This is a genomic window from Anoxybacillus gonensis (genome assembly GCF_001187595.1).
GTDB classification, from domain to species: Bacteria; Bacillota; Bacilli; order Bacillales; family Anoxybacillaceae; genus Anoxybacillus; species Anoxybacillus gonensis.
Window position 1 is genome coordinate 644,518 of record NZ_CP012152.1, and the last position, 18,610, is coordinate 663,127.

The 18,610-nt window shown below is 43.6% G+C and carries 27 protein-coding genes; 11 read left to right on the forward strand and 16 right to left on the reverse strand.

What is annotated here, in order from left to right; all coding sequences use genetic code 11:
- From AFK25_RS15060 to AFK25_RS03515, 5 genes are all read right to left on the reverse strand, one after another.
- Positions 1-165, reverse strand: a complete 165-nt coding sequence (locus AFK25_RS15060; protein ID WP_009362174.1) for a hypothetical protein — start codon at positions 163-165, stop codon at positions 1-3.
- A 220-nt stretch (positions 166-385) separates the two neighbouring features.
- Positions 386-1,228, reverse strand: coding sequence for a ClpXP adapter SpxH family protein (locus AFK25_RS03500; protein WP_081957684.1), 843 nt, complete (start codon positions 1,226-1,228; stop codon positions 386-388).
- On the reverse strand, positions 1,215-1,616 hold the full coding sequence (locus AFK25_RS03505) for a globin domain-containing protein (protein WP_009362172.1): 402 nt from the start codon (positions 1,614-1,616) through the stop codon (positions 1,215-1,217). Before AFK25_RS03505 ends, AFK25_RS03500 begins: the two co-directional genes overlap by 14 nt.
- Positions 1,617-1,672: 56 nt before the next feature.
- Complete coding sequence (locus AFK25_RS03510) at positions 1,673-2,284, reverse strand: lytic transglycosylase domain-containing protein (RefSeq protein ID WP_035064964.1); 612 nt, start codon at positions 2,282-2,284, stop codon at positions 1,673-1,675.
- Entirely contained in the window at positions 2,281-2,871 is a 591-nt protein-coding gene (locus AFK25_RS03515; RefSeq protein ID WP_035064967.1) for a CYTH domain-containing protein, read from the reverse strand. Before AFK25_RS03515 ends, AFK25_RS03510 begins: the two co-directional genes overlap by 4 nt.
- Before the next feature lie 129 nt (positions 2,872-3,000).
- On the opposite strand from AFK25_RS03515, the gene AFK25_RS03520 reads away from it, so the two are divergent.
- From AFK25_RS03520 to AFK25_RS03535, 4 genes are read left to right on the forward strand one after another with little or no spacing between them, the layout of a single operon-like run.
- Positions 3,001-3,357: a UPF0738 family protein gene (locus tag AFK25_RS03520; RefSeq protein WP_420806287.1), complete on the forward strand. Its 357-nt coding sequence runs from the start codon at positions 3,001-3,003 to the stop codon at positions 3,355-3,357.
- A gap of 12 nt (positions 3,358-3,369) precedes the next feature.
- Positions 3,370-4,017: a GTP diphosphokinase gene (gene yjbM, locus AFK25_RS03525; RefSeq protein WP_035064973.1), complete on the forward strand. Its 648-nt coding sequence runs from the start codon at positions 3,370-3,372 to the stop codon at positions 4,015-4,017.
- A complete protein-coding gene (locus AFK25_RS03530; protein ID WP_035064976.1) occupies positions 4,014-4,805 on the forward strand; it encodes an NAD kinase in 792 nt (263 codons plus the stop codon). Before yjbM ends, AFK25_RS03530 begins: the two co-directional genes overlap by 4 nt.
- 12 nt (positions 4,806-4,817) lie before the next feature.
- A complete protein-coding gene (locus tag AFK25_RS03535; protein WP_035064979.1) occupies positions 4,818-5,696 on the forward strand; it encodes an RluA family pseudouridine synthase in 879 nt (292 codons plus the stop codon).
- Here the strand turns inward: AFK25_RS03535 and prpE are convergent.
- The 5 genes from prpE to AFK25_RS03555 form a co-directional block, all read right to left on the reverse strand.
- The gene (gene prpE, locus AFK25_RS03540; protein WP_035064981.1) at positions 5,693-6,430 is read right to left on the reverse strand and encodes a bis(5'-nucleosyl)-tetraphosphatase PrpE; all 738 of its coding nucleotides are present in this window, start codon (positions 6,428-6,430) and stop codon (positions 5,693-5,695) included. The two genes, AFK25_RS03535 and prpE, sit on opposite strands and share 4 nt — an antisense overlap.
- An 80-nt stretch (positions 6,431-6,510) precedes the next feature.
- A complete protein-coding gene (locus AFK25_RS03545) occupies positions 6,511-6,891 on the reverse strand; it encodes a hypothetical protein (RefSeq protein ID WP_035064983.1) in 381 nt (126 codons plus the stop codon).
- 25 nt (positions 6,892-6,916) lie between these two features.
- Entirely contained in the window at positions 6,917-7,132 is a 216-nt protein-coding gene (locus AFK25_RS15200; RefSeq protein WP_338024067.1) for an amidase domain-containing protein, read from the reverse strand.
- Complete coding sequence (locus AFK25_RS15205) at positions 7,051-7,659, reverse strand: hypothetical protein (protein WP_240483383.1); 609 nt, start codon at positions 7,657-7,659, stop codon at positions 7,051-7,053. Before AFK25_RS15205 ends, AFK25_RS15200 begins: the two co-directional genes overlap by 82 nt.
- Positions 7,660-7,825: 166 nt before the next feature.
- Entirely contained in the window at positions 7,826-8,989 is a 1,164-nt protein-coding gene (locus tag AFK25_RS03555) for an FtsW/RodA/SpoVE family cell cycle protein (RefSeq protein ID WP_035064986.1), read from the reverse strand.
- Positions 8,990-9,100: 111 nt separating this feature from the next.
- On the opposite strand from AFK25_RS03555, the gene mgtE reads away from it, so the two are divergent.
- The 3 genes from mgtE to AFK25_RS03570 all read left to right on the forward strand — a co-directional run bounded on the left by mgtE (position 9,101) and on the right by AFK25_RS03570 (position 11,749).
- Positions 9,101-10,423, forward strand: coding sequence for a magnesium transporter (gene mgtE, locus AFK25_RS03560; RefSeq protein WP_049720860.1), 1,323 nt, complete (start codon positions 9,101-9,103; stop codon positions 10,421-10,423).
- 92 nt (positions 10,424-10,515) lie between these two features.
- Entirely contained in the window at positions 10,516-11,292 is a 777-nt protein-coding gene (fabI, locus tag AFK25_RS03565; RefSeq protein WP_035064989.1) for an enoyl-ACP reductase FabI, read from the forward strand.
- A 100-nt stretch (positions 11,293-11,392) separates the two neighbouring features.
- On the forward strand, positions 11,393-11,749 hold the full coding sequence (locus tag AFK25_RS03570) for a CotO family spore coat protein (RefSeq protein WP_035064992.1): 357 nt from the start codon (positions 11,393-11,395) through the stop codon (positions 11,747-11,749).
- Here AFK25_RS03570 and AFK25_RS03575 read toward each other — a convergent pair.
- Genes AFK25_RS03575 through AFK25_RS03590 form a run of 4 tightly spaced genes read right to left on the reverse strand, consistent with a single transcriptional unit; the run spans position 11,733 to position 15,430 of the window.
- A complete protein-coding gene (locus AFK25_RS03575; RefSeq protein WP_035064994.1) occupies positions 11,733-12,869 on the reverse strand; it encodes a glycosyltransferase family 4 protein in 1,137 nt (378 codons plus the stop codon). The genes AFK25_RS03570 and AFK25_RS03575 overlap by 17 nt on opposite strands.
- A gap of 2 nt (positions 12,870-12,871) precedes the next feature.
- Positions 12,872-13,813, reverse strand: a complete 942-nt coding sequence (locus AFK25_RS03580; protein WP_035064997.1) for an NAD-dependent epimerase/dehydratase family protein — start codon at positions 13,811-13,813, stop codon at positions 12,872-12,874.
- Complete coding sequence (locus AFK25_RS03585) at positions 13,810-15,084, reverse strand: UDP-glucose dehydrogenase family protein (protein ID WP_035065000.1); 1,275 nt, start codon at positions 15,082-15,084, stop codon at positions 13,810-13,812. The genes AFK25_RS03580 and AFK25_RS03585 overlap by 4 nt, the downstream gene beginning before the upstream one ends.
- Positions 15,085-15,097: 13 nt before the next feature.
- Entirely contained in the window at positions 15,098-15,430 is a 333-nt protein-coding gene (locus AFK25_RS03590; RefSeq protein WP_035065003.1) for a hypothetical protein, read from the reverse strand.
- A 124-nt stretch (positions 15,431-15,554) separates the two neighbouring features.
- Between AFK25_RS03590 and AFK25_RS03595 the strand changes: the two genes are divergently transcribed.
- Positions 15,555-15,878, forward strand: a complete 324-nt coding sequence (locus AFK25_RS03595) for a DUF1360 domain-containing protein (protein WP_035065006.1) — start codon at positions 15,555-15,557, stop codon at positions 15,876-15,878.
- 29 nt (positions 15,879-15,907) lie between these two features.
- Here the strand turns inward: AFK25_RS03595 and AFK25_RS03600 are convergent, their stop codons facing one another.
- On the reverse strand, positions 15,908-16,576 hold the full coding sequence (locus AFK25_RS03600; protein WP_035065009.1) for a hypothetical protein: 669 nt from the start codon (positions 16,574-16,576) through the stop codon (positions 15,908-15,910).
- A gap of 199 nt (positions 16,577-16,775) precedes the next feature.
- Between AFK25_RS03600 and AFK25_RS03605 the strand changes: the two genes are divergently transcribed.
- A complete protein-coding gene (locus AFK25_RS03605; protein WP_035065011.1) occupies positions 16,776-17,036 on the forward strand; it encodes a hypothetical protein in 261 nt (86 codons plus the stop codon).
- Between the two features lie 34 nt (positions 17,037-17,070).
- Here AFK25_RS03605 and AFK25_RS03610 read toward each other — a convergent pair whose 3' ends face one another.
- On the reverse strand, positions 17,071-17,790 hold the full coding sequence (locus AFK25_RS03610; protein WP_035065014.1) for a BMQ_0737 family morphogenetic spore coat protein: 720 nt from the start codon (positions 17,788-17,790) through the stop codon (positions 17,071-17,073).
- A gap of 156 nt (positions 17,791-17,946) precedes the next feature.
- On the opposite strand from AFK25_RS03610, the gene AFK25_RS03615 reads away from it, so the two are divergent.
- Both AFK25_RS03615 and AFK25_RS03620 read left to right on the forward strand, forming a co-directional pair.
- Entirely contained in the window at positions 17,947-18,210 is a 264-nt protein-coding gene (locus AFK25_RS03615) for a spore coat protein regulator YlbO (protein WP_035065017.1), read from the forward strand.
- 208 nt (positions 18,211-18,418) lie between these two features.
- Positions 18,419-18,610, forward strand: coding sequence for a phage holin family protein (locus tag AFK25_RS03620; RefSeq protein ID WP_035065019.1), 192 nt, complete (start codon positions 18,419-18,421; stop codon positions 18,608-18,610).

The following is an 18,610-nucleotide window of genomic DNA, read 5'->3' on the forward strand; positions in this document are numbered from 1 at the left end:
TTACCGAAACCCACGAAAACGATGGCGGTTGTTGAGATAAGTGAAAAATGAAAAGAAAGAAAGGAATAAAAACGGAATCGATATGAATAGCGGAAATAACCGCATTAATGCAAAAAAGTGAATAATGAGCGCAACGACGATCCAAACGATATATAAAATGAGCATCGAATCCCCCCCTTTCTTCATTCATAATAAGCAAAAGGGAAAATAATTATGACAAATGTGTGAACAAGTAAACAAAACACTTGTCAAGACATAAAGGAGTTTGTTAATATATAAACGTGAAGTGAATCACAATCAAACAAACTTATACCCCTTTGTTTGACCGTGAAAAATTTCTCCCATCCCCTTTGTTGTCTTTATGACAAAGAAAAAAGACTCGGTGTTAGCCGAGTCTTTTTTCTTTATCAATCCAGCGCCAAAACGAGCCGATTTGTTCCACTTTTTGTTTTAAACGTAGCTTTTTTAATTCACATTCCGCTTTGCAGCGGGGAATGTTATACACCATCGCAATGTCATCGATCGTTACGAACTGAGCGTGATGTAAAAACTGTTCAATTGGTGGAAGCGGAGATGGTTGAGGATGAAATCCGAGCATTTCATGGATTAAATCGACATATACGTCGTACGGATAACAGCCTGAAATTTTAATGCCTTCATCTTCAATATTTTCATTGAAAAAGACGAGCGTAGGAACTTCGCGAACATCCATTTCCGCACTAATTTTTAAATCGCATTGAAACGCTTTGACAGCGGTCGGTGAAGATAAATCGTTTATAAATTCTTGCACGTCTAAACCGGCATCGATGGCGCATTGAATAAGTGTACTTGTGTCTGTCATTGTTTTCCCTTGAATAAATACAATTTCTTGGAGTTGGCGTAAAAAACGGATGCTTGCTTGCCGCCCTTGTAATTCCGCCGCTTTGACGGAAAGGGAGGCAACGTATGGAATCGGAAGCGGTGTCTCAAGCAACACTTCATCTTCACATGCGATGCCGATGCGCGTCGCATGTCGATCAATTCGTTTATACGCCACGCCGTTGAGCCGATCTAGTTGACCTGTTAAGACGTGGCGCAACGTAAAATATTGTCCATATTCCATCCAAAGCTTTTTTAAAACAGGTTCGAGCGCCCAACAGTCCGGACAAAGAGGATCGACAAATAAGTAAATTTCTAATTGTTTTGTCGTTCCTTCTTGTTGATCGATTTGCTTTTCATTCACCTTCATGCTCCTTTCGCTCATCTTCTGGGGTGTTAATCATATGTTGGGCAGTTAAAATAAGCCGTTGGTACAATTCATCTCGCACAGGTCCTTTTAGTCCGATCGCATCCATCGCTTCATGCATACACGCAAGCCATGCTTTTGCGCGCGTAGGCGTAATCGGAAACGGCAAATGGCGAGCGCGCAACATCGGATGTCCATGTTCGGCTGTATATAGCGGAGGACCGCCTAAATATTGTGTTAAAAATTGTTTTTGTTTTCGCGCTGTTTCTGTTAAGTCTTTCGGAAAAATAGGCGCCAAGTCAGGATGTTTGGCGACTCGTTCGTAAAAGGCATCGACGAGCTTCGCGACAACTTGTTCGCCTCCGAGCGCTTCATAAGGGGATTGAAACATACAGAAAACTCCTTTGCCGAAATATATCAATATTGTAACAACGACTTTGTTGAATCTCAAACGATGCGACTTGTGGCATAGTACGTTTGCATGACTTTTTTGACGTAGTTTATCGTTTCGCGAAAAGGTGGAATGCCTCCGTGTTTATCGACATTTCCCGGCCCTGCGTTATAGGCCGCAAGCGCAAGTGCCACATTCCCGTCATAACGATCGAGAAGTTGGCGTAAATATTTTGTCCCACCTTCAATGTTTTGTTTCGGATCGAATGCGTCTTGTACCCCTAGCATGCGCGCCGTGCTCGGCATTAACTGCATCAGCCCCATCGCACCGACGCGGCTTTTTGCTTGCGGGTTAAAATTTGACTCATGGCGAATGACTGCATAAATGAGCTTCGGATCGACATCATATTTTGTAGCGGCTTCGTCGATCCATTGCTGCATGCTGTTTGAAGAAAGCGGTGCATTTCCTTTCTCATACGTTGGCGCGTTCGTTTCTTCCGTCGTCATGAGCGGAAGGGACGGACGTATCGTTTCGGTTTCTTCGTTTATTTCCGTTGTTAACAGCTCGCGAAACAAGTCGTGAAACGATGTCGTCGGCGCTTCTTTTTTCCCTTGTAAATTTTGTAACGCTTTCAGCTCAAAAAGCAATTTTAATTGTTGTACGTTCATGACGATCGCTCCGTTTCGTATTTTGCTTCGTAAAATCGTTCAATTTTATTTTTCGTTTTTCGTTTCGGAATATGAAACGACTGCAATAGTTCCGTAAACGTTTTTTCGCCTTCTGTTCGATCTGTTGCTTCGTATTCGATTTCATAGTCCGACACGTTCATATATTCGCTAAAGTCAAAAACGAGCGTGCCGTTTTTATACGGGCGTTCAACGCGGCGGGTCGTTAGCGCACCGAAGCAAACGACAGCTGTCGGATCAATATGAAGCGACTGCAACGTGTTTGCCATCTCGCCTTCAAGTCGTTGCGTGCCCGAAATGAGCGCGGTTGCGGTTTGTTTTGTTAATCGTTCGTGCGTTTCTAACAGCCCGTCTTGATATGGTTGTTTTAATGTTAATGTATATGTGTCATTTTTCATACGAATGCGCAATGCGCTTTTTTGTCGTTTTAATTGAAAGTCTAAAGTGTCAAAATAATAATTTTGTTGCACGTTCCATTCATCATCGCGCACCGCAAACGCCGTCGTTAAACGAGCAAATTCTTCAGCGGTCAACAGATTTTTAAATTCAATTTCAAGTTCCTGTTTCATCTCTTTTCTCCTTCACACCATTCTACTTTTTATTATCAACATGTATGAGAAAAAGTGCAACTAGTGAACATCGGTAGGTGAAATGTGGTAAAATAAAGGCGGACATCATAGATGGACGGAGGAAAGAACATGAAAATATATGTACATTCAGCTGAAAGAAAAGAAAACGGATGGAATATGTCATGTGACGAAACGCTTCAAGGCTTGAAGCCAAAACGGCATATGCTTGTCGATTCCGACGCGTGTGCGTTCGTATACATATTAGAAGCAAGCGATGCATTTATTTATGTTGTGATGCCAAAAGCGGTGTGGGGAGCGTTAAAGGAAGCACTTGCGACAAACGAGCCGATCTTTCTCGTTGGGCGTGATGCCACGCTTGAATTAGAAGGCATTCATGAAGAAGTGGCATACTTAATCGAAAATATTGCAGGAAATGCAAACTACGGTGAAGAAATGGAACAGGCGGTAACGGCATTTTTCGCATAAGTAGGTGGTTGAATGGAAAGACATTGGGAATTTTTTTTAGCGCCGTATAAACAGGCGGTCGAGGAGTTAAAAGTCAAGTTAAAAGGGATGCGCGCTCAATTTGAAATGCAAGGGGTGCATTCTCCAATCGAATTTGTGACCGGAAGAGTGAAGCCGATTGCGAGCATTTTAGATAAGGCGCAAAAGAAAAATATTCCGCTCGATCAACTAGAAGAACAAATGCAAGATATTGCAGGTTTGCGTATGATGTGTCAGTTTGTCGATGATATTAAGACGGTCGTTCAATTGCTTCGGCAACGAAACGATTTTACGATCGTTGAAGAGCGCGATTACATTACGCAAAAAAAAGAGAGCGGGTATCGTTCGTACCATGTCGTTATTCGTTATCCGGTGCAAATGATTTATGGCGAGAAAAACATTTTAGTTGAAATTCAAATTCGCACGCTTGCGATGAACTTTTGGGCGACGATTGAACATTCGTTAAACTACAAATATAGCGGCAAGTTTCCAGAAGATATTCGCCAACGATTGCAGCGCGCCGCAGAAGCCGCATATTTGTTAGACGAGGAAATGTCGAAAATTCGTTTTGAAATTCAAGAGGCGCAAGCGGCGTTTTCGCGTAAGCAAGACGTAAAAGATGACGAGGGGTGGGGCGCGTGAAATTTGCGGTCATATCAAAAGGGGATGCGATATCAAACGAATGTATGTATAAAATTCGTACATATTTAACCGATTTTCGTTTAACGTATGATGAAGACGAGCCGGATATCGTCATTTCAGTCGGCGGGGATGGGACGTTGTTGTATGCGTTTCATCGCTATCGGAGCCGGTTAGAACAGACGGCGTTTGTCGGGGTGCATACGGGCCATTTAGGCTTTTACGCCGATTGGGTGCCAGATGAAATTGAAAAGCTCGTCATTGCGATTGCAAAAACGCCATATCAAATCGTGGAATACCCGCTTTTAGAAGTGACGATTCGATATGTGCGCGGCGGACGCGAAGCAAAATATTTAGCGCTCAATGAATGTACGGTGAAAAGCGTTGGAGGGACGCTTGTGATGGATGTCGAAATTCGCGGCGATTTATTTGAAACGTTTCGCGGGGATGGGTTATGCATTTCGACGCCATCGGGAAGTACGGCATACAATAAAGCGCTTGGCGGGGCGATTTTACATCCGTCGCTTGAAGCGATTCAAGTCGCAGAAATGGCGTCCATTAACAACCGCATTTTCCGAACGATCGGCTCACCGCTTATTTTGCCAGCGCATCATACGTGCATGTTAAAGCCGGTCAATGACGTTGATTTTCAAATTACGATCGACCATTTGTCGCTACTTCATAAAGATGTGAAGTCGATACAATGCCGCGTCGCCGACGAAAAAATTCGCTTTGCTCGCTTCCGTCCGTTTCCGTTTTGGAAGCGCGTGCGCGAATCATTCATTCAGTAGAAAGGGATTTGTATGTTTCAACTTCGTTGGATCGTCACACAACAACAAGATGGGATGCTCGTTCGTGAATTTTTAAAACAACAACATATTTCAAAAACAGCGCTCACCGATATTAAATTTCAAGGGGGGCGGATCGAAGTGAACGATGTGCCTGTGACCGTTCGTTACGTGCTAAAAGCAGGCGATGAAGTGTGCGTTTCGTTTCCACCAGAACAAAAAGGGGTACATATGGTCGCTGAGCCGATTCCGCTTTCGATTGTGTACGAGGACGATTATGTTATCGTCGTCGATAAGCCTCCGCACATGTCAACCATTCCGTCGCGCGAACATCCGCATGGGACGCTTGCGAATGCGTTATTGTATCATTACGAACAACAACAGTTACAAACGACGGTGCATGTCGTCACACGGCTTGACCGCGATACGTCTGGGCTTGTGCTTGTCGCAAAGCATCGCCATGTGCATCATTTACTTAGCGAACAACAAAAGCAAGGGCGGGTGAAACGGCGGTACGAAGCGGTTTGCCACGGTTATGTCACCCCGCTCGTTGGAACGATTGATGCGCCGATCGGACGAAAAGGCGACAGCATCATCGAGCGGGAAGTGCGGCCAGACGGTCAGCGAGCGGTGACGCATTATGAAGTATTGCAACAGAAAAATGAGATGACGCACGTGTCGATTCGATTAGAAACGGGGCGTACGCATCAAATTCGCGTTCATTTTTCTCATATCGGTCATCCGCTCGTTGGCGATGATTTGTATGGCGGTTTTCGGGAGCAAATCGACCGCCAAGCGTTGCATAGTTGTGAGCTGACGTTTTTTCATCCATTTCTCGAAAAAACGATGACGTTTCATGCGCCGCTCCCTCATGACATGGCCCGTTTGCTTTAGTCAAACGGGCGAAATTTTTCTGCGACATATGGCATCGTTGATGGAACAGAAACGGTCTCCATTTCTGGATAGCGAAGCGCTGTTAATTGTCCGCCGAATACGCAGCCGGTGTCGATGTTGACGGTGTTGTTTAGCCAGCGCGGCTCTTTGACCGGCGTATGTCCGTATACGATAAGCGCATCGCCTCGGTAATGTTTTGCCCAATCTCGGCGCACAGGGGAGCCATCCGGATGTTTTTCACCTGTAATATCGCCGTATAACACAAACGTTTTTACTTTTTGATTCGATTTGCCAATATAGTCCCCTCGAATGCCGGCGTGGGCGATCACAAGTTTTCCATCGTCTAAGACGGCATAAAGCGGGGCGTTTTCGTACAGCTTCATAAATTGTGTACGAATGCGCGTTTTTGTTTTTTCATCCGCTCGTTCCCATTCGGCAACCGTCGTTTCAAGTCCGTGTGTAATTTGCACGTTTCGCCCGAGAAAAAAACGATACAATTTGTCGCAATGATTGCCTGGGACGTACACCGCTTTGTTTTGTTGAACGAGCGCAATGACGGTATCAATGACGCGCAATGACTCGGGACCGCGATCGGCTAAATCACCGACGAAGGCAAGTTTTCGCCCGTTCGGATGAATCGGCACATCGTTTTCCCAGACGTAGCCAAGCTTTTTTGTTAATAACATGAATTCGTGAAAACAGCCGTGAATATCTCCGATAATGTCATACATCATTCGTTGACCTTCTTTTAAAGATATTTGTTATTCATTATGCACAAAAAAAATCCCCAGAGCAACATGCACTGGAGAATCATTTAATTTTTTCCCCAAAAAATTTCAGGGTTATATTCTGTAAGGGTCATCTTGTCGTTGTAAAAACTTACTTCGATCAGTCGATTATCTTTACTGAATATATGGCGATATTCGCCTAATTTTTTTATTGCTTCTTCATCTTTCCATCCTTCATTTACAATAGTTTGATAGAAAGGATGGGACGGTGTAAAGTCAGACATAGGCTCTTCTAACTGGAAGAAAGCTTGACTGATAAAAACAGGATGCACCTTGCCTTTATCGCTATCTATTTTTATGACTTTTGCCCCTTCAGGAATTGGAAATCCATTATACATAGGGATTTCTTTTTTATTGCATCCCATCAACAAACCTAACAAGATAAATAACAATATACACTTCTTCAATGTTTTCTCCTCACTTTAAACTTCACTAATTAGAATACCAGTAATCATTTGTTTGAATAAAGTAATGTTTTGCTGATGAATTGACTGATTTCCATGGACGATTATAGTCGCTTGGAGTATGTTGAGCAGTTAACGGTTCGCCATTGCTATCATAGTTTACTACGATGGAAAGATGATCGAAATAACCATCGTTGTCAAAGTCATATCCAACAAAATTGTAGGTAAGTTGAGATTTGGAGATTGTTCATCGGAGTAGTCCATTTCATCTTCGAATTTGTAGTCAACTAATAAATATGAATCGCTTCCTTTGTTTTCGTTAAAAGAGAAAACAAACTCATGTGTTCTTGTTTCAAGCCATGGATGTTCTTCCATCTGCTTTTTGTTTTTGTACTGGTAGTATTTAGCTACCTCCACTTTCAAACTTAACTTAATTGTTTCATTTACCTGATTTATTTGTATGTCGTCTACGTTCAAAATTTCTATTTTCTTGTACGATGCACCTAATTTATTTATATAATCTTGGTCTCTTTTTATAATATTCTCTAATCTGAGTTGCGACTTAGTATTTTTTAGTTGAGGTACTTCACTTTCTTCATGTTGTTGTGAAATAAGAGAGTTGTACCTCTTTTCAATGACTTTTAAAGCTTCTTGAACAATTTTATTTTTCTCTTGTTCGCTTATATTGTTGTTATGGGCAAAAGTAGCGGAAACAGGGTGAATGGAAAAGAAAAGCAAAATAAAAAGAGTGGAGATGAACATATTCCTCATACAGAACAACCCCTTTTTAAATAAAATTTTATAAATCGAGAATAATTTTAACATGTAAGTGAAAATTGTTTCAATAGGTATTATTTATTGTAATTGTGGTAGTGCGTCATCGTATATTTGAGGGGGGACAAAAACAATAGGGAAGGTGACAAAGTCTAAACCTCCCCTATTGTTCCGTTGAAAACATAAATTTTTGTGTGCGAGAACGGACGTTTAGGACGAGCCCAATCGCAAGCATGTATGTGGCGAGCGAGCTTCCTCCGTAGCTGATGAACGGAAGCGGAAGACCGGTAATCGGTAGTAACCCGATCGTCATGCCGACATTTTGGAATACTTGGAACGTAATCATGCCGATGACGCCGGCGCATAAATAACTACCGAATGGGTCGTGGCATTCTAGCGCAATTTGAATCATGCGGTAAATTAATAGGAAAAAGAGCGACACGACGATGCTTGCCCCAATAAAGCCGAATTGTTCTCCGATGATGCTAAAAATAAAGTCGGTATGCGACTCTGGTAAATAGACGTCTAAGTTTTTATATCCTTTTCCATACAACTCTCCCGAGCCGATCGCAAGAAGCGATTTTACGAGCTGAAATCCTTGTTCGCTCGCATATTCATACGGATTAAGCCAACCGTAAAAACGGTTTAACTGGTATTGCTTGATTTTTAACACATCAGGGAAATATAAAAACGCCACGATAAACGCTGTTGCGCCAAGTACAGCAACACCGACGATAGCGGCGATAATGCGCAAACGAATGCCGGAAACGAGAATGAGCGAGCCGGTGATCGCCATAAATACCATTGACATCCCCATATCAGGCTGACGGGCAAGTAAAAAAAGCGGCGGCAGTAGCGACAGCCCGATTTTTCCGAGCAGTTTCAAATCGTCTTGCAACGTCGGGTCATGGTATTTTTCACGATGGTTGACGATAATTCGGCTCATGACGATAATCATAAAAATTTTCATTAGCTCAGACGGCTGAAAGTTTCCGCCCGGTAGGCTGTACCAGCTCGTTGCTCCTTTAATCGTTAATGTACCCGGGACGTTTAATTCTAATCCAAGTAAAAGAATCATCCCGAAGCCGTACAAATACCAAGCGATTTTAAACAGCCGGTCGTAATCGATAAGCATCGTCACCGCGATGACGACGGCTCCGACGCCATACCACATGAGCTGCTTTTGCGCAAAGTTAATATGTTGCAGTTTAGCGGGGAGCGTCTCGCGCGCGCTTTCGATGGCAATGGCGCTGACGATCGCAATTAAAAATAAAATGAACAATAAATGATAATCTATTTTCGATTGAACGGTTTTTTCGTTTTCCATTTTTGTTCCCCCTGTGTTTCATCGTGCATTCTCATTTTACATCGTTGCTTGCAAGTTGGCAAAGATTCGCGCATAATAAGAAAAGCGATTTTTGTCGAGAGGAGGGGTATTATGTTGCAGGCGTTATATGATGGAAAAATCGAAGCGTTTCGAAAACAGTTTTTAAAATTGCATCCGTATGATCGGGCGAAGTTTTACGTTGAACAAAGCCCAGAAGTGAGAAAGCGAATGTATGAATATTTGTCGCCAGCGGAAATGGCGGAAATTTTTGACCACCTCGACATTGAAGAAGATGAATATAAAATTTATTTGTCGGAAATGGATCCGTTATTTGTGGCGCAAATGCTCGCGCACATGTATGCCGACAATGCGGCGGACGTATTAAATGAACTAGATAAAAAAGAAGTGGCGAATTATTTAACGATTATGGACGATGAAGCGGCGAAAGATATTCAAGGGTTGCTTCATTATAAAGAATATACGGCCGGAAGCATTATGACAACGGAATATATCGCCATTCACGCCAATCAAACGGTGCGTTCGGCGATGCAAATTTTAAAAAGAGAAGCAGCGAATGCGGAAACGATTTATTATTTGTATGTCGTCAATGAACAACGGCAGCTCGTTGGGGTATTGTCGCTACGCGAGCTGTTGACATCGGATGATGATGTGATGATTTGTGATGTCATGAACGATCGGGTCGTTTCTGTATTTGTTGATGAAGATCAAGAAGAAGTGGCGCGCAAAATGCAAAACTACGATTTTTTAGCGCTTCCTGTCGTCGATATGAACAATCATTTGCTTGGGATTATTACCGTCGATGACATTGTCGACGTCATTTCGGAAGAAGCGACAGACGACTATTCGAAACTCGCGGGGGTTCCGGATGTCGATATTCAATACACTCCGTTCGAAGCGGCGAAAAAGCGGTTGCCGTGGCTCATTATTTTACTGTTTTTAGGCATGATGACGGCGAATTTAATTAGCCGTTTTGAAGACACGTTGCAAAAAGTCGCGATTTTAGCGGTGTTTATTCCGCTTATTGCGGGCATGTCTGGAAATACAGGGACGCAGTCGTTGGCGGTCGCGGTGCGCCGTTTAGCGATGGGGGATTTCGAAAAAGAAGGAAAGTGGCGCATGCTTGCACGCGAAGCGCTAACGGGGCTACTTATCGGTTTATCTTGCGGCGTCGTCATTACGATTGTTGTGTACGTATGGAAGCAACAGTTTTTCTTAGGTGTGCTCGTCGGATTAGCGTTATTTGCGACGTTGACGGTCGCGACAGTTGCAGGGGCGCTCATTCCGCTCTTTATGCATAAATTGCGCATCGACCCGGCTGTTGCATCTGGTCCGTTTATTACGACGATTAACGATTTAATTAGCATTCTCATTTATTTCGGTTTAGCGAAGATGTTTATGGACTATTTATTATAAAATTCCCTATTTGAAAGTAGGGAATTTTTTGTTATAATCATATTAATACTAGGTTCTAATAACAAATCATAAATTTAAGGGGATGAACGAATATGCAATTATCATTACAAGGAAAGACGTATGTCGTGATGGGTGTGGCAAATAAACGAAGCATCGCTTGGGGCATTGCGCGTGCGCTTCATGCGGCAGGGGCGCGGTTAATTTTTACATATGCAGGTGAGCGTTTTGAAAATGAAGTGAAAAAATTAGTGGCGACGTTAGAAGATGACACAGCGCTTGTATTGCCTTGCGATGTAACGAAAGATGAAGAAATTGCCTCATGCTTTGCGCAAATTAAAGAGCAAGTGGGCGTCATTCACGGTCTTGCGCATTGTATCGCATTTGCGAATAAAGAACATTTAGAAGGCGAGTATATGAACGTCGATCGCGAAGGATTTTTACTTGCGCACAACATTAGCGCCTATTCGTTAACAGCGGTGGCGAAAGCGGCGAAAGAGCTAATGACCGAAGGCGGCAGCATCGTCACATTAACGTATTTAGGTGGCGAGCGCGTCGTGCAAAACTACAACGTCATGGGTGTGGCAAAAGCATCGTTAGAAGCGAGCGTGAAATATTTAGCGAACGACTTAGGGAAATACGGCATTCGCGTCAACGCCATTTCCGCAGGTCCAATTCGCACGTTATCTGCGAAAGGTGTCGGCGATTTTAACTCGATTTTAAAAGAAATTGAAGAGCGTGCACCACTACGTCGCACAACGACACAAGAAGAAGTTGGCGACACAGCCTTATTTTTATTTAGCGACTTATCGCGCGGCGTGACTGGAGAAATTATCCACGTCGACTCTGGCTACCACATTTTAGCGCGCTAATTTGAAAGCTGTTTGGCATCGACCAAACAGCTTTTTATGTATTATGGCATGCCCCTTTCTTTTTGCGCATATAGTAGTCGTAAAAAGGAGGGGTGTGGGAATGAAAAAGCGTGTGGAAAATGCGCCGTTGTTGTATATCGTTCAGCCGAATTTAGGGCCGAAAACGTGTTATATGCAACAGACGTTTCGGACGAAAAAAGAAAAGCTATCGTATCCGCCACCGTCATTTGCGAATTTTCGCGAGATGAATACGGCTGAGCGTATTGAATTTTTAGCGACGCTCCCGAATGAACTTCGTCCGGTGACGTGTGAGTTGAAAACGAAAAATCGCACGTATGAAGGAATCATTCAAACGTGCGATAAGAAAAAAGTCGTTTTTACATTAAGTGAAGAAGAAAAAACGATCACGATCCCGATTGAACATGTCGTATCGGTATCGCTTATTGGCAAATCGTAATATATACACGCTCAAGTTGCTCGGCTGTGTTTGCGAAGGAAAACGTCGTTTCCGCTCGTTTTCGTCCTTCGTGAGCAAGTGCGAGCGCTTTTTCTTTATCGTGCAATAATTCGCTAATGGCGCGTGCGAACGCTTTTGGTGATGCATAGTCGTCAACAACAAGCCCGTTTACGTTATGTTCGATCACTTCGCTATTTCCGCCGCGGTTTGTCGTCACGATCGGCACGCCCGCTGCCATCGCTTCGTAATGTACGCGGGCAAGCGGCTCGTGCCATTGCGAACTGCAAACGAACACATCACCGATTGTGAATATGTGTGGAATGTATTCGGACGGAATGTAGCTTGTAAATTGAATACGATCGTTGTAAGGCTTCGCTAGTTGATGAAGGAAGCGCACATATTCGTTTGGACGATTGTCGCTAAACCATTTGCCTCCGACGATGACGAGCTTTGCCTTTGGACGTTCGGCTAATACATGATTCATACTTTCAATGAGCACATGCACGCCTTTTGTTTTGCTTAACCGCCCGATAAATAAAATGACGTCATCATCTTCTGTTCCAAAACGTTGGCGCATGGTGGTGCGCCTTTGTTTTCCTTCCTCCGTCCATGGTGGCGTGTAGCGTGTCGCATCGACACCTGAGTAGACGATGTGAATGAGATCGTCTCGGACATCGTATCGTTTTGTGACGGTTCGTTTCATATATTCACTTACCGTTGTGATCGCATCTACTTCCGCAATCACTCGTTCGGCAACGTCACGTTTCATTTTCATCGGCGAAAACATATCGTTATGCAAACTGGTGACGAAGCGGCTATTTGGTGCTGCTTGTTTGTAAAATAACACGTTTGCGGGGCGGTTAAAAACGTGAATGACGTCAAACGTGCGCTTTTTTAGTTCGTTGACGATATGTTGTTCGTATTGTTCTTTTGGTACGCGCACATATTCGACGCCATCACGTATTTCGTACATCGGAAGCGAAGGGTCAGTAATCGAAAAAATAGTGAGCGTATGTTTAGCGGCAAACATGGGAGCGATGCCATCAATCATCAGTTGAATAGCGCCCCCTTTGACGGCTGGCGACGGCAATTTTTCTGTACAAATGAATGCGATGCGCATAGCTACCTCCCGTAAAGCGAGCGAATATATTCGACTTCACGACGCAACCCTTCTCGTAACGGCACGTTCGGGGCGTAGGCAAGCATGTTTTCTGCTTTTGAAATGTCCGCCCACGTATGTTTCGGCTCGCCGATCGCTTGATTGACATATTGTTTTTTTGCTTGTTTTCCGATCAACGTTTCAAGCATGGCAATGACGTCGTTAATAGATGCACGCTCTTTTCCACCAATGTTAAACGTTTCGCCAATCGCTTTGTCGTTGCCAAGTACAGCAAGCGTGCCATTGACGCAGTCGGAAATGTACGTAAAATCGCGCGTTTGTGTGCCGTCTCCGAAAATCGTGATTGGCTCATCAAACAACATTTGGCGAATAAAGCGATGAAATGCCATATCAGGTCGCTGGCGTGGACCGTATACAGTAAAATAACGTAAAATCGTCATCGGCACGCCAAACTCCGATTCATATACGTGGCATAAATGTTCGCCAGCAAGCTTCGTGATGCCGTACGGTGAAAGAGGAGTCGGAGTCATGTTTTCATGCACGCGCCCATGTTTTTCTCCGTAAACGGATGAGGTGGACGTATAAATGAACTGTTTTGGTCGATGTTGTTTACACGCTTCAAGCAACCGTTGCGTTGCTAATATGTTGTTTGTTGTGTATAAATCAAATGACGTTCCCCAGCTTGTGCGTACGCCCGGCATGCCAGCAAAATGATAAATGACATCGACTTGTTTGACGATGTCGTCGAGCGGCAACGACAATAAATCGCCTTCGAGCCATGTAAAACGGTCATGTTTTTTTAACATGTCGATCGTTTTTTCTTTCCATTGTTTTGGCGTCGGACCGGTGAAACAGTCGATGCCGATGACGTGATGGTGCTGTAACAACGCTTCGCATACGTGCGAACCGATAAAGCCAGCTGCTCCTGTAACAAGTATGTTCATCTGCGCCCCACCCCGATATAGTGTAGTCCTGCGTTTATGATCGCCTCACGAGGCAAGCTATTTCGTCCGTCGATGACGGCGTTTCCGTTCATCATTCGTTTTACTTCTTCCCAGTTTAACTGTTTATACGCATCCCAATCGGTCGCAACGATAAGCGCATCAGCCTTTTTAACCGCTTCATCTATTGTTTTTGCTTGTTTAACCGCGACGTCGTGTGGAAGTGTAGCTTTTGGATCATGAGCAATGACGTCAGCGCCATGGGCGTGCAGTTTGGTGATGAGTAAAACGGCGGGAGATTCGCGAATATCGTCTGTATTTGGTTTAAAAGCGATGCCGAGGACGGCAATGCGTCTCCCAGCAAGTTCTCCTAACGTTCGTTTCATTTTTTGAACGTACCAATTGATCTGCGTGTCGTTTACCGCTTTTGTCGCTTCTAACATGTACGGTCGCACCATTTGTTCATACGCCATTTGAATAAGGGCTGTCACATCTTTCGGAAAACAAGAGCCCCCATAGCCGATCCCAGCTTGTAAAAAGTGCGGACCGATTCTTCCGTCAAGTCCGATTCCTTTGGCGACGTCGACAACCTCGACACCGTACGTGTCGCAAAGGCGTGCCATTTCGTTTATAAAGGAAATTTTCGTCGCTAAAAAAGCGTTGGCAGCATATTTTATCATTTCTGCGCCACTTAAACTTGTCACGACATATGGTGCATGAATGCCGGCATATAACGTTTGCATGATGGAAAGGGAACGATCATCATCGTCACGTAAGCCGATGACGATACGGTCAGGATGGAAAGAGTCGTAAATGGCAGAGCCTTCCCGTAAAAATTCAGGGTTTGAGACGACGCGTACATGTTTTCCTTCGTTTTTTAATCGTTCGTATATCCGTTCGTTCGTTCCGATCGGGACGGTGCTTTTCATGACGAGCGTTTGATGATCGTTTACATGTGGGATAAGCATGTCAATGGCGCGATTGACGTAGGAGACGTCTGGTTTTCCTTTTACATCTGGAGGTGTGCCGACGCAAATAAAAATGACGTCTGCTTCTTGTATATGTTTTTGTCCATCATGATGAAAAAAAAGCCGACTTTGATGGTCGGTAAATAACTCAGCTAAACGTGGCTCGTAAATTGGGATTTCTCCGCGTTGTAAGGCGGCAATTTTTTGTTCGTTTTCATCAATACAATGAACGGTATGCCCGAGTTTTGCGAGAACAGCAGCTGTCGTTAATCCGACATAACCGGCACCAATGATACAAACGTTCATACGTTCACTTCCTTTACTCGTCTTCGTCTTCTGTTTTTTTCGTTCCAATTGTTGTTGTTTGTTCTTTGCCTGCGGCGACGAGCGCCTCGGTCGGAAACTCGACTGCGACGATGTCACGACAGTTGAGCGTAAGCGCTGTTCCTTCTTTTTTATAAAATGGGTCAATAATGATTGTTAATGTTTTCGCCAATGTGTCGACTTGCACGAGCTTTACGTTATAGTACGTCTCGTTGTTTGTGTGCACATGTAGTTCTGTTCCTTCGCTTAATGTCGAAAGTGTCGCGCACATTTGTTGGATATGGCGATGTTTCGCTAAAAGACGGTTGCTGAAAAAAATGTTATACACAGTTTCACACCCTTTTTTATGAATTGACTCATTGCATTATATGTGAAATGAAAAAAAGGGAATGGGCGAAAGCACTACATGTTTTGTGAATGGAGAACATAAAGTGAAGCGAGGAGGCGAGAGAATGGATGCTTTTCACTTTTTTTTGTTATGTGTTGCTTCATTTCGTTTGACGCGCTTACTTGTGTACGACCGCATTACGTCGTTTTTGCGCGCGCCGTTTCACGATGAGTTCGAACAAGACGGAGAGACGTATATTGTCATCAAAGGGACAGGGATAAGAAAGTGGATCGGGGAGCTGTTAAGTTGTCATTGGTGTACAGGGGTGTGGTGTGCGGCGCTGTTGTACGTCGGAACAGTTTATGCGCCAACCATGTTTATGCCACTTGTATCGATTTTAGCGATCGCAGGTGTCGCGTCTGTCATCGAAATGATTGTCCAAAAATGAAGCAAATAAAAAAGCGGGCGGATGCCTGCTTATTTATTAATAACGATATGATTGAAAGATGATACCCCTTGTTTCAGCTGGCGAAAATAAACGAACCCCTCGACGACAACCGTTTGTATGACGCGTAATTCAAATGACGGAAAGCGCAGTTGTTCGTTTGGCAAAAGCGTCGTTTCATCGATTGGCTTTAACCAATATTCTCCTTCTTTTATTTTTTGGCGCCAATTGTCGACCGCAAACGTCCAACCGCCTTCTTCTTGCAGTTGTCGAAAGGAAAACTTTCCACTTAATTGCGCATGATCGGGAGGACGAAGGCGAAGGCAAATGATCGGATCGTTAAGCGGTGTATTACCAATATTTTCGACAACGAAATCGCCGATGACCGTCACATGTTCGTCTTTTTCTTCAGGAATCATCGTCGCGTACGCAAAATAGGCGTGGGCGCGCTCTGTCTTTTCCTCTTTTTTTCGCTTTTTTTCTTGTTCGAGCGCCACTTCGTAAAACAGAAGCTGTTGTTCGAGCTTTTCGATCGTTTGTTCACATTCATCCATTTGTTCAAGCTGTTTTTGCAAATAATGATTGCGCAGCTGCTCGCGCTTCAGTTCGGTTTCGACGAGCCGCAATAGTTGTTTATATTTCGCGACTTCTGAGCGATAATGAATCACTTTTTGTTGCAGTTGAATATGTTGGTCGTTCATCTCCTCCCCCCTATAAGCATTCTGGGCATCCTTGCCAACCATTTGGAGTCATATGGCTTGGTTGAACGATAAACATCGAACAAATGAAAAATACGATCCATATTTTTTTCGTCATTTTATGCCATCCTCTCCTTTTGTTGTTTCAATATTCATTTTATTTTATCATATGTCATATATACCAAAATAAAGGTGTGATTGAATGAGAACATCGTTTTCTATTTTGACTACAATCGTATTTTTATTTTTTGTTCCATATGCAGCAAGTGAAAAAACAGGCGTGCCATATATGGAATGGACGTTTCTTGTCGGTGTGATTGCCACAAGTTTTCTTTTTTATATACATGGAAGTGGGTATATGTGGAATAGGTATTCAGAAGAAGTGAAAAATACGTGCTATCGTTCTTATTCCTTTTGGATTGCTTGCACATATACGGTAATCAGCTACATGTTAAACATATAAAAGAAGCAGGCTGTCTGTGAGCCTGCTTTACTCATTAATGTGCTGGGAATACTTCAGGGCATTGCGGTGGGAATTTGTCTGTTGGGCAAAGCGTCGCTTCTAAAATTTCTTCGCGCGGCTGGCAGTAGCGTGCTTCGACTTCAAGTTTTACCTCGGCTTCCATTTGCACTTCTAAACATAATGTAATCGATACATCAAGCTGTGAGAAGTTGTCAGTGCAAATTAAGCTAGCGTCACATTCGAAAAACGAAATGTGGCAATCGAGCGTCGTGCCTTCTGGTGCGCATAAAATAAACGTTTGCGCTGTCGCAAATGGGATTGGGCTAGATTCGCAAACGACGTGGCCGTTCGCATTGACAACTTGCACAACAACGTGACCTTTCACAAGCACTTTCACTTTTTGCAATGTGACTGTATCGCCTGATGGAAGCGTGACGTGAACAGGTTGACGTCCGTTTGGTTGTAAAATTTCTTGGCAAATTAACGCGTTGTTGTCGACTGTGCGATCAATGCGATTGCCTTCATCGTCTGTTAAAAAGCAGCGAATCGAGAAATCGCCAGCGCTTAAGCCGTTGGACGCGAAGAAATCACAAACCGTTTGCCCCTGGCGCGGACATTTGCTTTCTGGAAAGATCGCTTCCAAATCCCCATTTGAAAAACTACGCAACGGCACATCGACTTGACGAGTAACCCAGTCATACACTTTGCGTGTTTTAATACACACTTTTTCTTTACGCTCTTTATGATGCGTCATGCCTCGTTCCTCCTAATTTCAGTTTTTCCCGTCGCATGTATCGGGACTACTGTATAGTATGAGAAAGGTAGGTAAGTGTGCAGGGATAAGTGCGGAATTTTTTTGTCATAAATGAGCGTCTGTTTGAATTGTTATGTAGTAGAAAGGGGTGGGCATATGCAAGAAATAGACATGTTGCGGGCGGAAAATGTGTTGTTAAAAGAGTTAGCGGAGTTAAGTGAACAACGTTATCAAGAAGTGAAACGGTTAAAAAAAGAAAACGAGGAGTTAAAAAAGCAAATTGAACAACTGACGAAACAGTTATTCGGGCAAGGAACAGATTCGTGGTTTATGCATACGGTCAAGCGCCAACAAGCGTTAAAACAAGGCGGACAGCTGCCACTTTCGACCCCATTTTCATTTACGGAAAAAAAGAAATAGGGAAAACGCATAGTCGTTCGCTCCATCTTTTTCATATGCTATTGTATCTTACACGTGTGGAGGGTTTGCCAATGGAAAAGAAAAAGCCAATTGTTCTCGGTGGAACACAGTCGGCAAAAGTATATACATCTTCACCAGCACCTGTAAAAAAAACAGGCGGTTGTGGATGTGGAAAGAAATTAAAACAATAGCATGGGGTGAGAAGAAGATGGAGCGCTTTAAAAACTATGGGCTATGGCTCGCGATCGGCGCTTTTATACCGCTTTTCTTGCAAATGTTTGGAGTCGATATTGATTTAGGAAAATATGAGCAATTATGGAACGCCTTTTTAAGTATTTTAGTCATGGCTGGAATCATCAATAACCCGTCGCTCGGAAACGGATTTCGCGATAAATGTTAG

What these genes read in the sequence shown, in the direction of transcription:
- AFK25_RS15060 (WP_009362174.1), bottom strand. Translation starts at nt 165, where the DNA reads ATGCTCATTTTATATATCGTTTGGATCGTCGTTGCGCTCATTATTCAC.
- AFK25_RS03500 (WP_081957684.1), bottom strand. Translation starts at nt 1,228, where the DNA reads ATGAAGGTGAATGAAAAGCAAATCGATCAACAAGAAGGAACGACAAAA.
- AFK25_RS03505 (WP_009362172.1), bottom strand. Translation starts at nt 1,616, where the DNA reads ATGTTTCAATCCCCTTATGAAGCGCTCGGAGGCGAACAAGTTGTCGCG.
- AFK25_RS03510 (WP_035064964.1), bottom strand. Translation starts at nt 2,284, where the DNA reads ATGAACGTACAACAATTAAAATTGCTTTTTGAGCTGAAAGCGTTACAA.
- AFK25_RS03515 (WP_035064967.1), bottom strand. Translation starts at nt 2,871, where the DNA reads ATGAAACAGGAACTTGAAATTGAATTTAAAAATCTGTTGACCGCTGAA.
- AFK25_RS03520 (WP_420806287.1), top strand. Translation starts at nt 3,001, where the DNA reads ATGAAAATATATGTACATTCAGCTGAAAGAAAAGAAAACGGATGGAAT.
- yjbM (WP_035064973.1), top strand. Translation starts at nt 3,370, where the DNA reads ATGGAAAGACATTGGGAATTTTTTTTAGCGCCGTATAAACAGGCGGTC.
- AFK25_RS03535 (WP_035064979.1), top strand. Translation starts at nt 4,818, where the DNA reads ATGTTTCAACTTCGTTGGATCGTCACACAACAACAAGATGGGATGCTC.
- prpE (WP_035064981.1), bottom strand. Translation starts at nt 6,430, where the DNA reads ATGATGTATGACATTATCGGAGATATTCACGGCTGTTTTCACGAATTC.
- AFK25_RS15205 (WP_240483383.1), bottom strand. Translation starts at nt 7,659, where the DNA reads ATGAGGAATATGTTCATCTCCACTCTTTTTATTTTGCTTTTCTTTTCC.
- AFK25_RS03555 (WP_035064986.1), bottom strand. Translation starts at nt 8,989, where the DNA reads ATGGAAAACGAAAAAACCGTTCAATCGAAAATAGATTATCATTTATTG.
- mgtE (WP_049720860.1), top strand. Translation starts at nt 9,101, where the DNA reads ATGTTGCAGGCGTTATATGATGGAAAAATCGAAGCGTTTCGAAAACAG.
- fabI (WP_035064989.1), top strand. Translation starts at nt 10,516, where the DNA reads ATGCAATTATCATTACAAGGAAAGACGTATGTCGTGATGGGTGTGGCA.
- AFK25_RS03570 (WP_035064992.1), top strand. Translation starts at nt 11,393, where the DNA reads ATGAAAAAGCGTGTGGAAAATGCGCCGTTGTTGTATATCGTTCAGCCG.
- AFK25_RS03575 (WP_035064994.1), bottom strand. Translation starts at nt 12,869, where the DNA reads ATGCGCATCGCATTCATTTGTACAGAAAAATTGCCGTCGCCAGCCGTC.
- AFK25_RS03580 (WP_035064997.1), bottom strand. Translation starts at nt 13,813, where the DNA reads ATGAACATACTTGTTACAGGAGCAGCTGGCTTTATCGGTTCGCACGTA.
- AFK25_RS03585 (WP_035065000.1), bottom strand. Translation starts at nt 15,084, where the DNA reads ATGAACGTTTGTATCATTGGTGCCGGTTATGTCGGATTAACGACAGCT.
- AFK25_RS03595 (WP_035065006.1), top strand. Translation starts at nt 15,555, where the DNA reads ATGGATGCTTTTCACTTTTTTTTGTTATGTGTTGCTTCATTTCGTTTG.
- AFK25_RS03600 (WP_035065009.1), bottom strand. Translation starts at nt 16,576, where the DNA reads ATGAACGACCAACATATTCAACTGCAACAAAAAGTGATTCATTATCGC.
- AFK25_RS03605 (WP_035065011.1), top strand. Translation starts at nt 16,776, where the DNA reads ATGAGAACATCGTTTTCTATTTTGACTACAATCGTATTTTTATTTTTT.
- AFK25_RS03610 (WP_035065014.1), bottom strand. Translation starts at nt 17,790, where the DNA reads ATGACGCATCATAAAGAGCGTAAAGAAAAAGTGTGTATTAAAACACGC.
- AFK25_RS03615 (WP_035065017.1), top strand. Translation starts at nt 17,947, where the DNA reads ATGCAAGAAATAGACATGTTGCGGGCGGAAAATGTGTTGTTAAAAGAG.
- AFK25_RS03620 (WP_035065019.1), top strand. Translation starts at nt 18,419, where the DNA reads ATGGAGCGCTTTAAAAACTATGGGCTATGGCTCGCGATCGGCGCTTTT.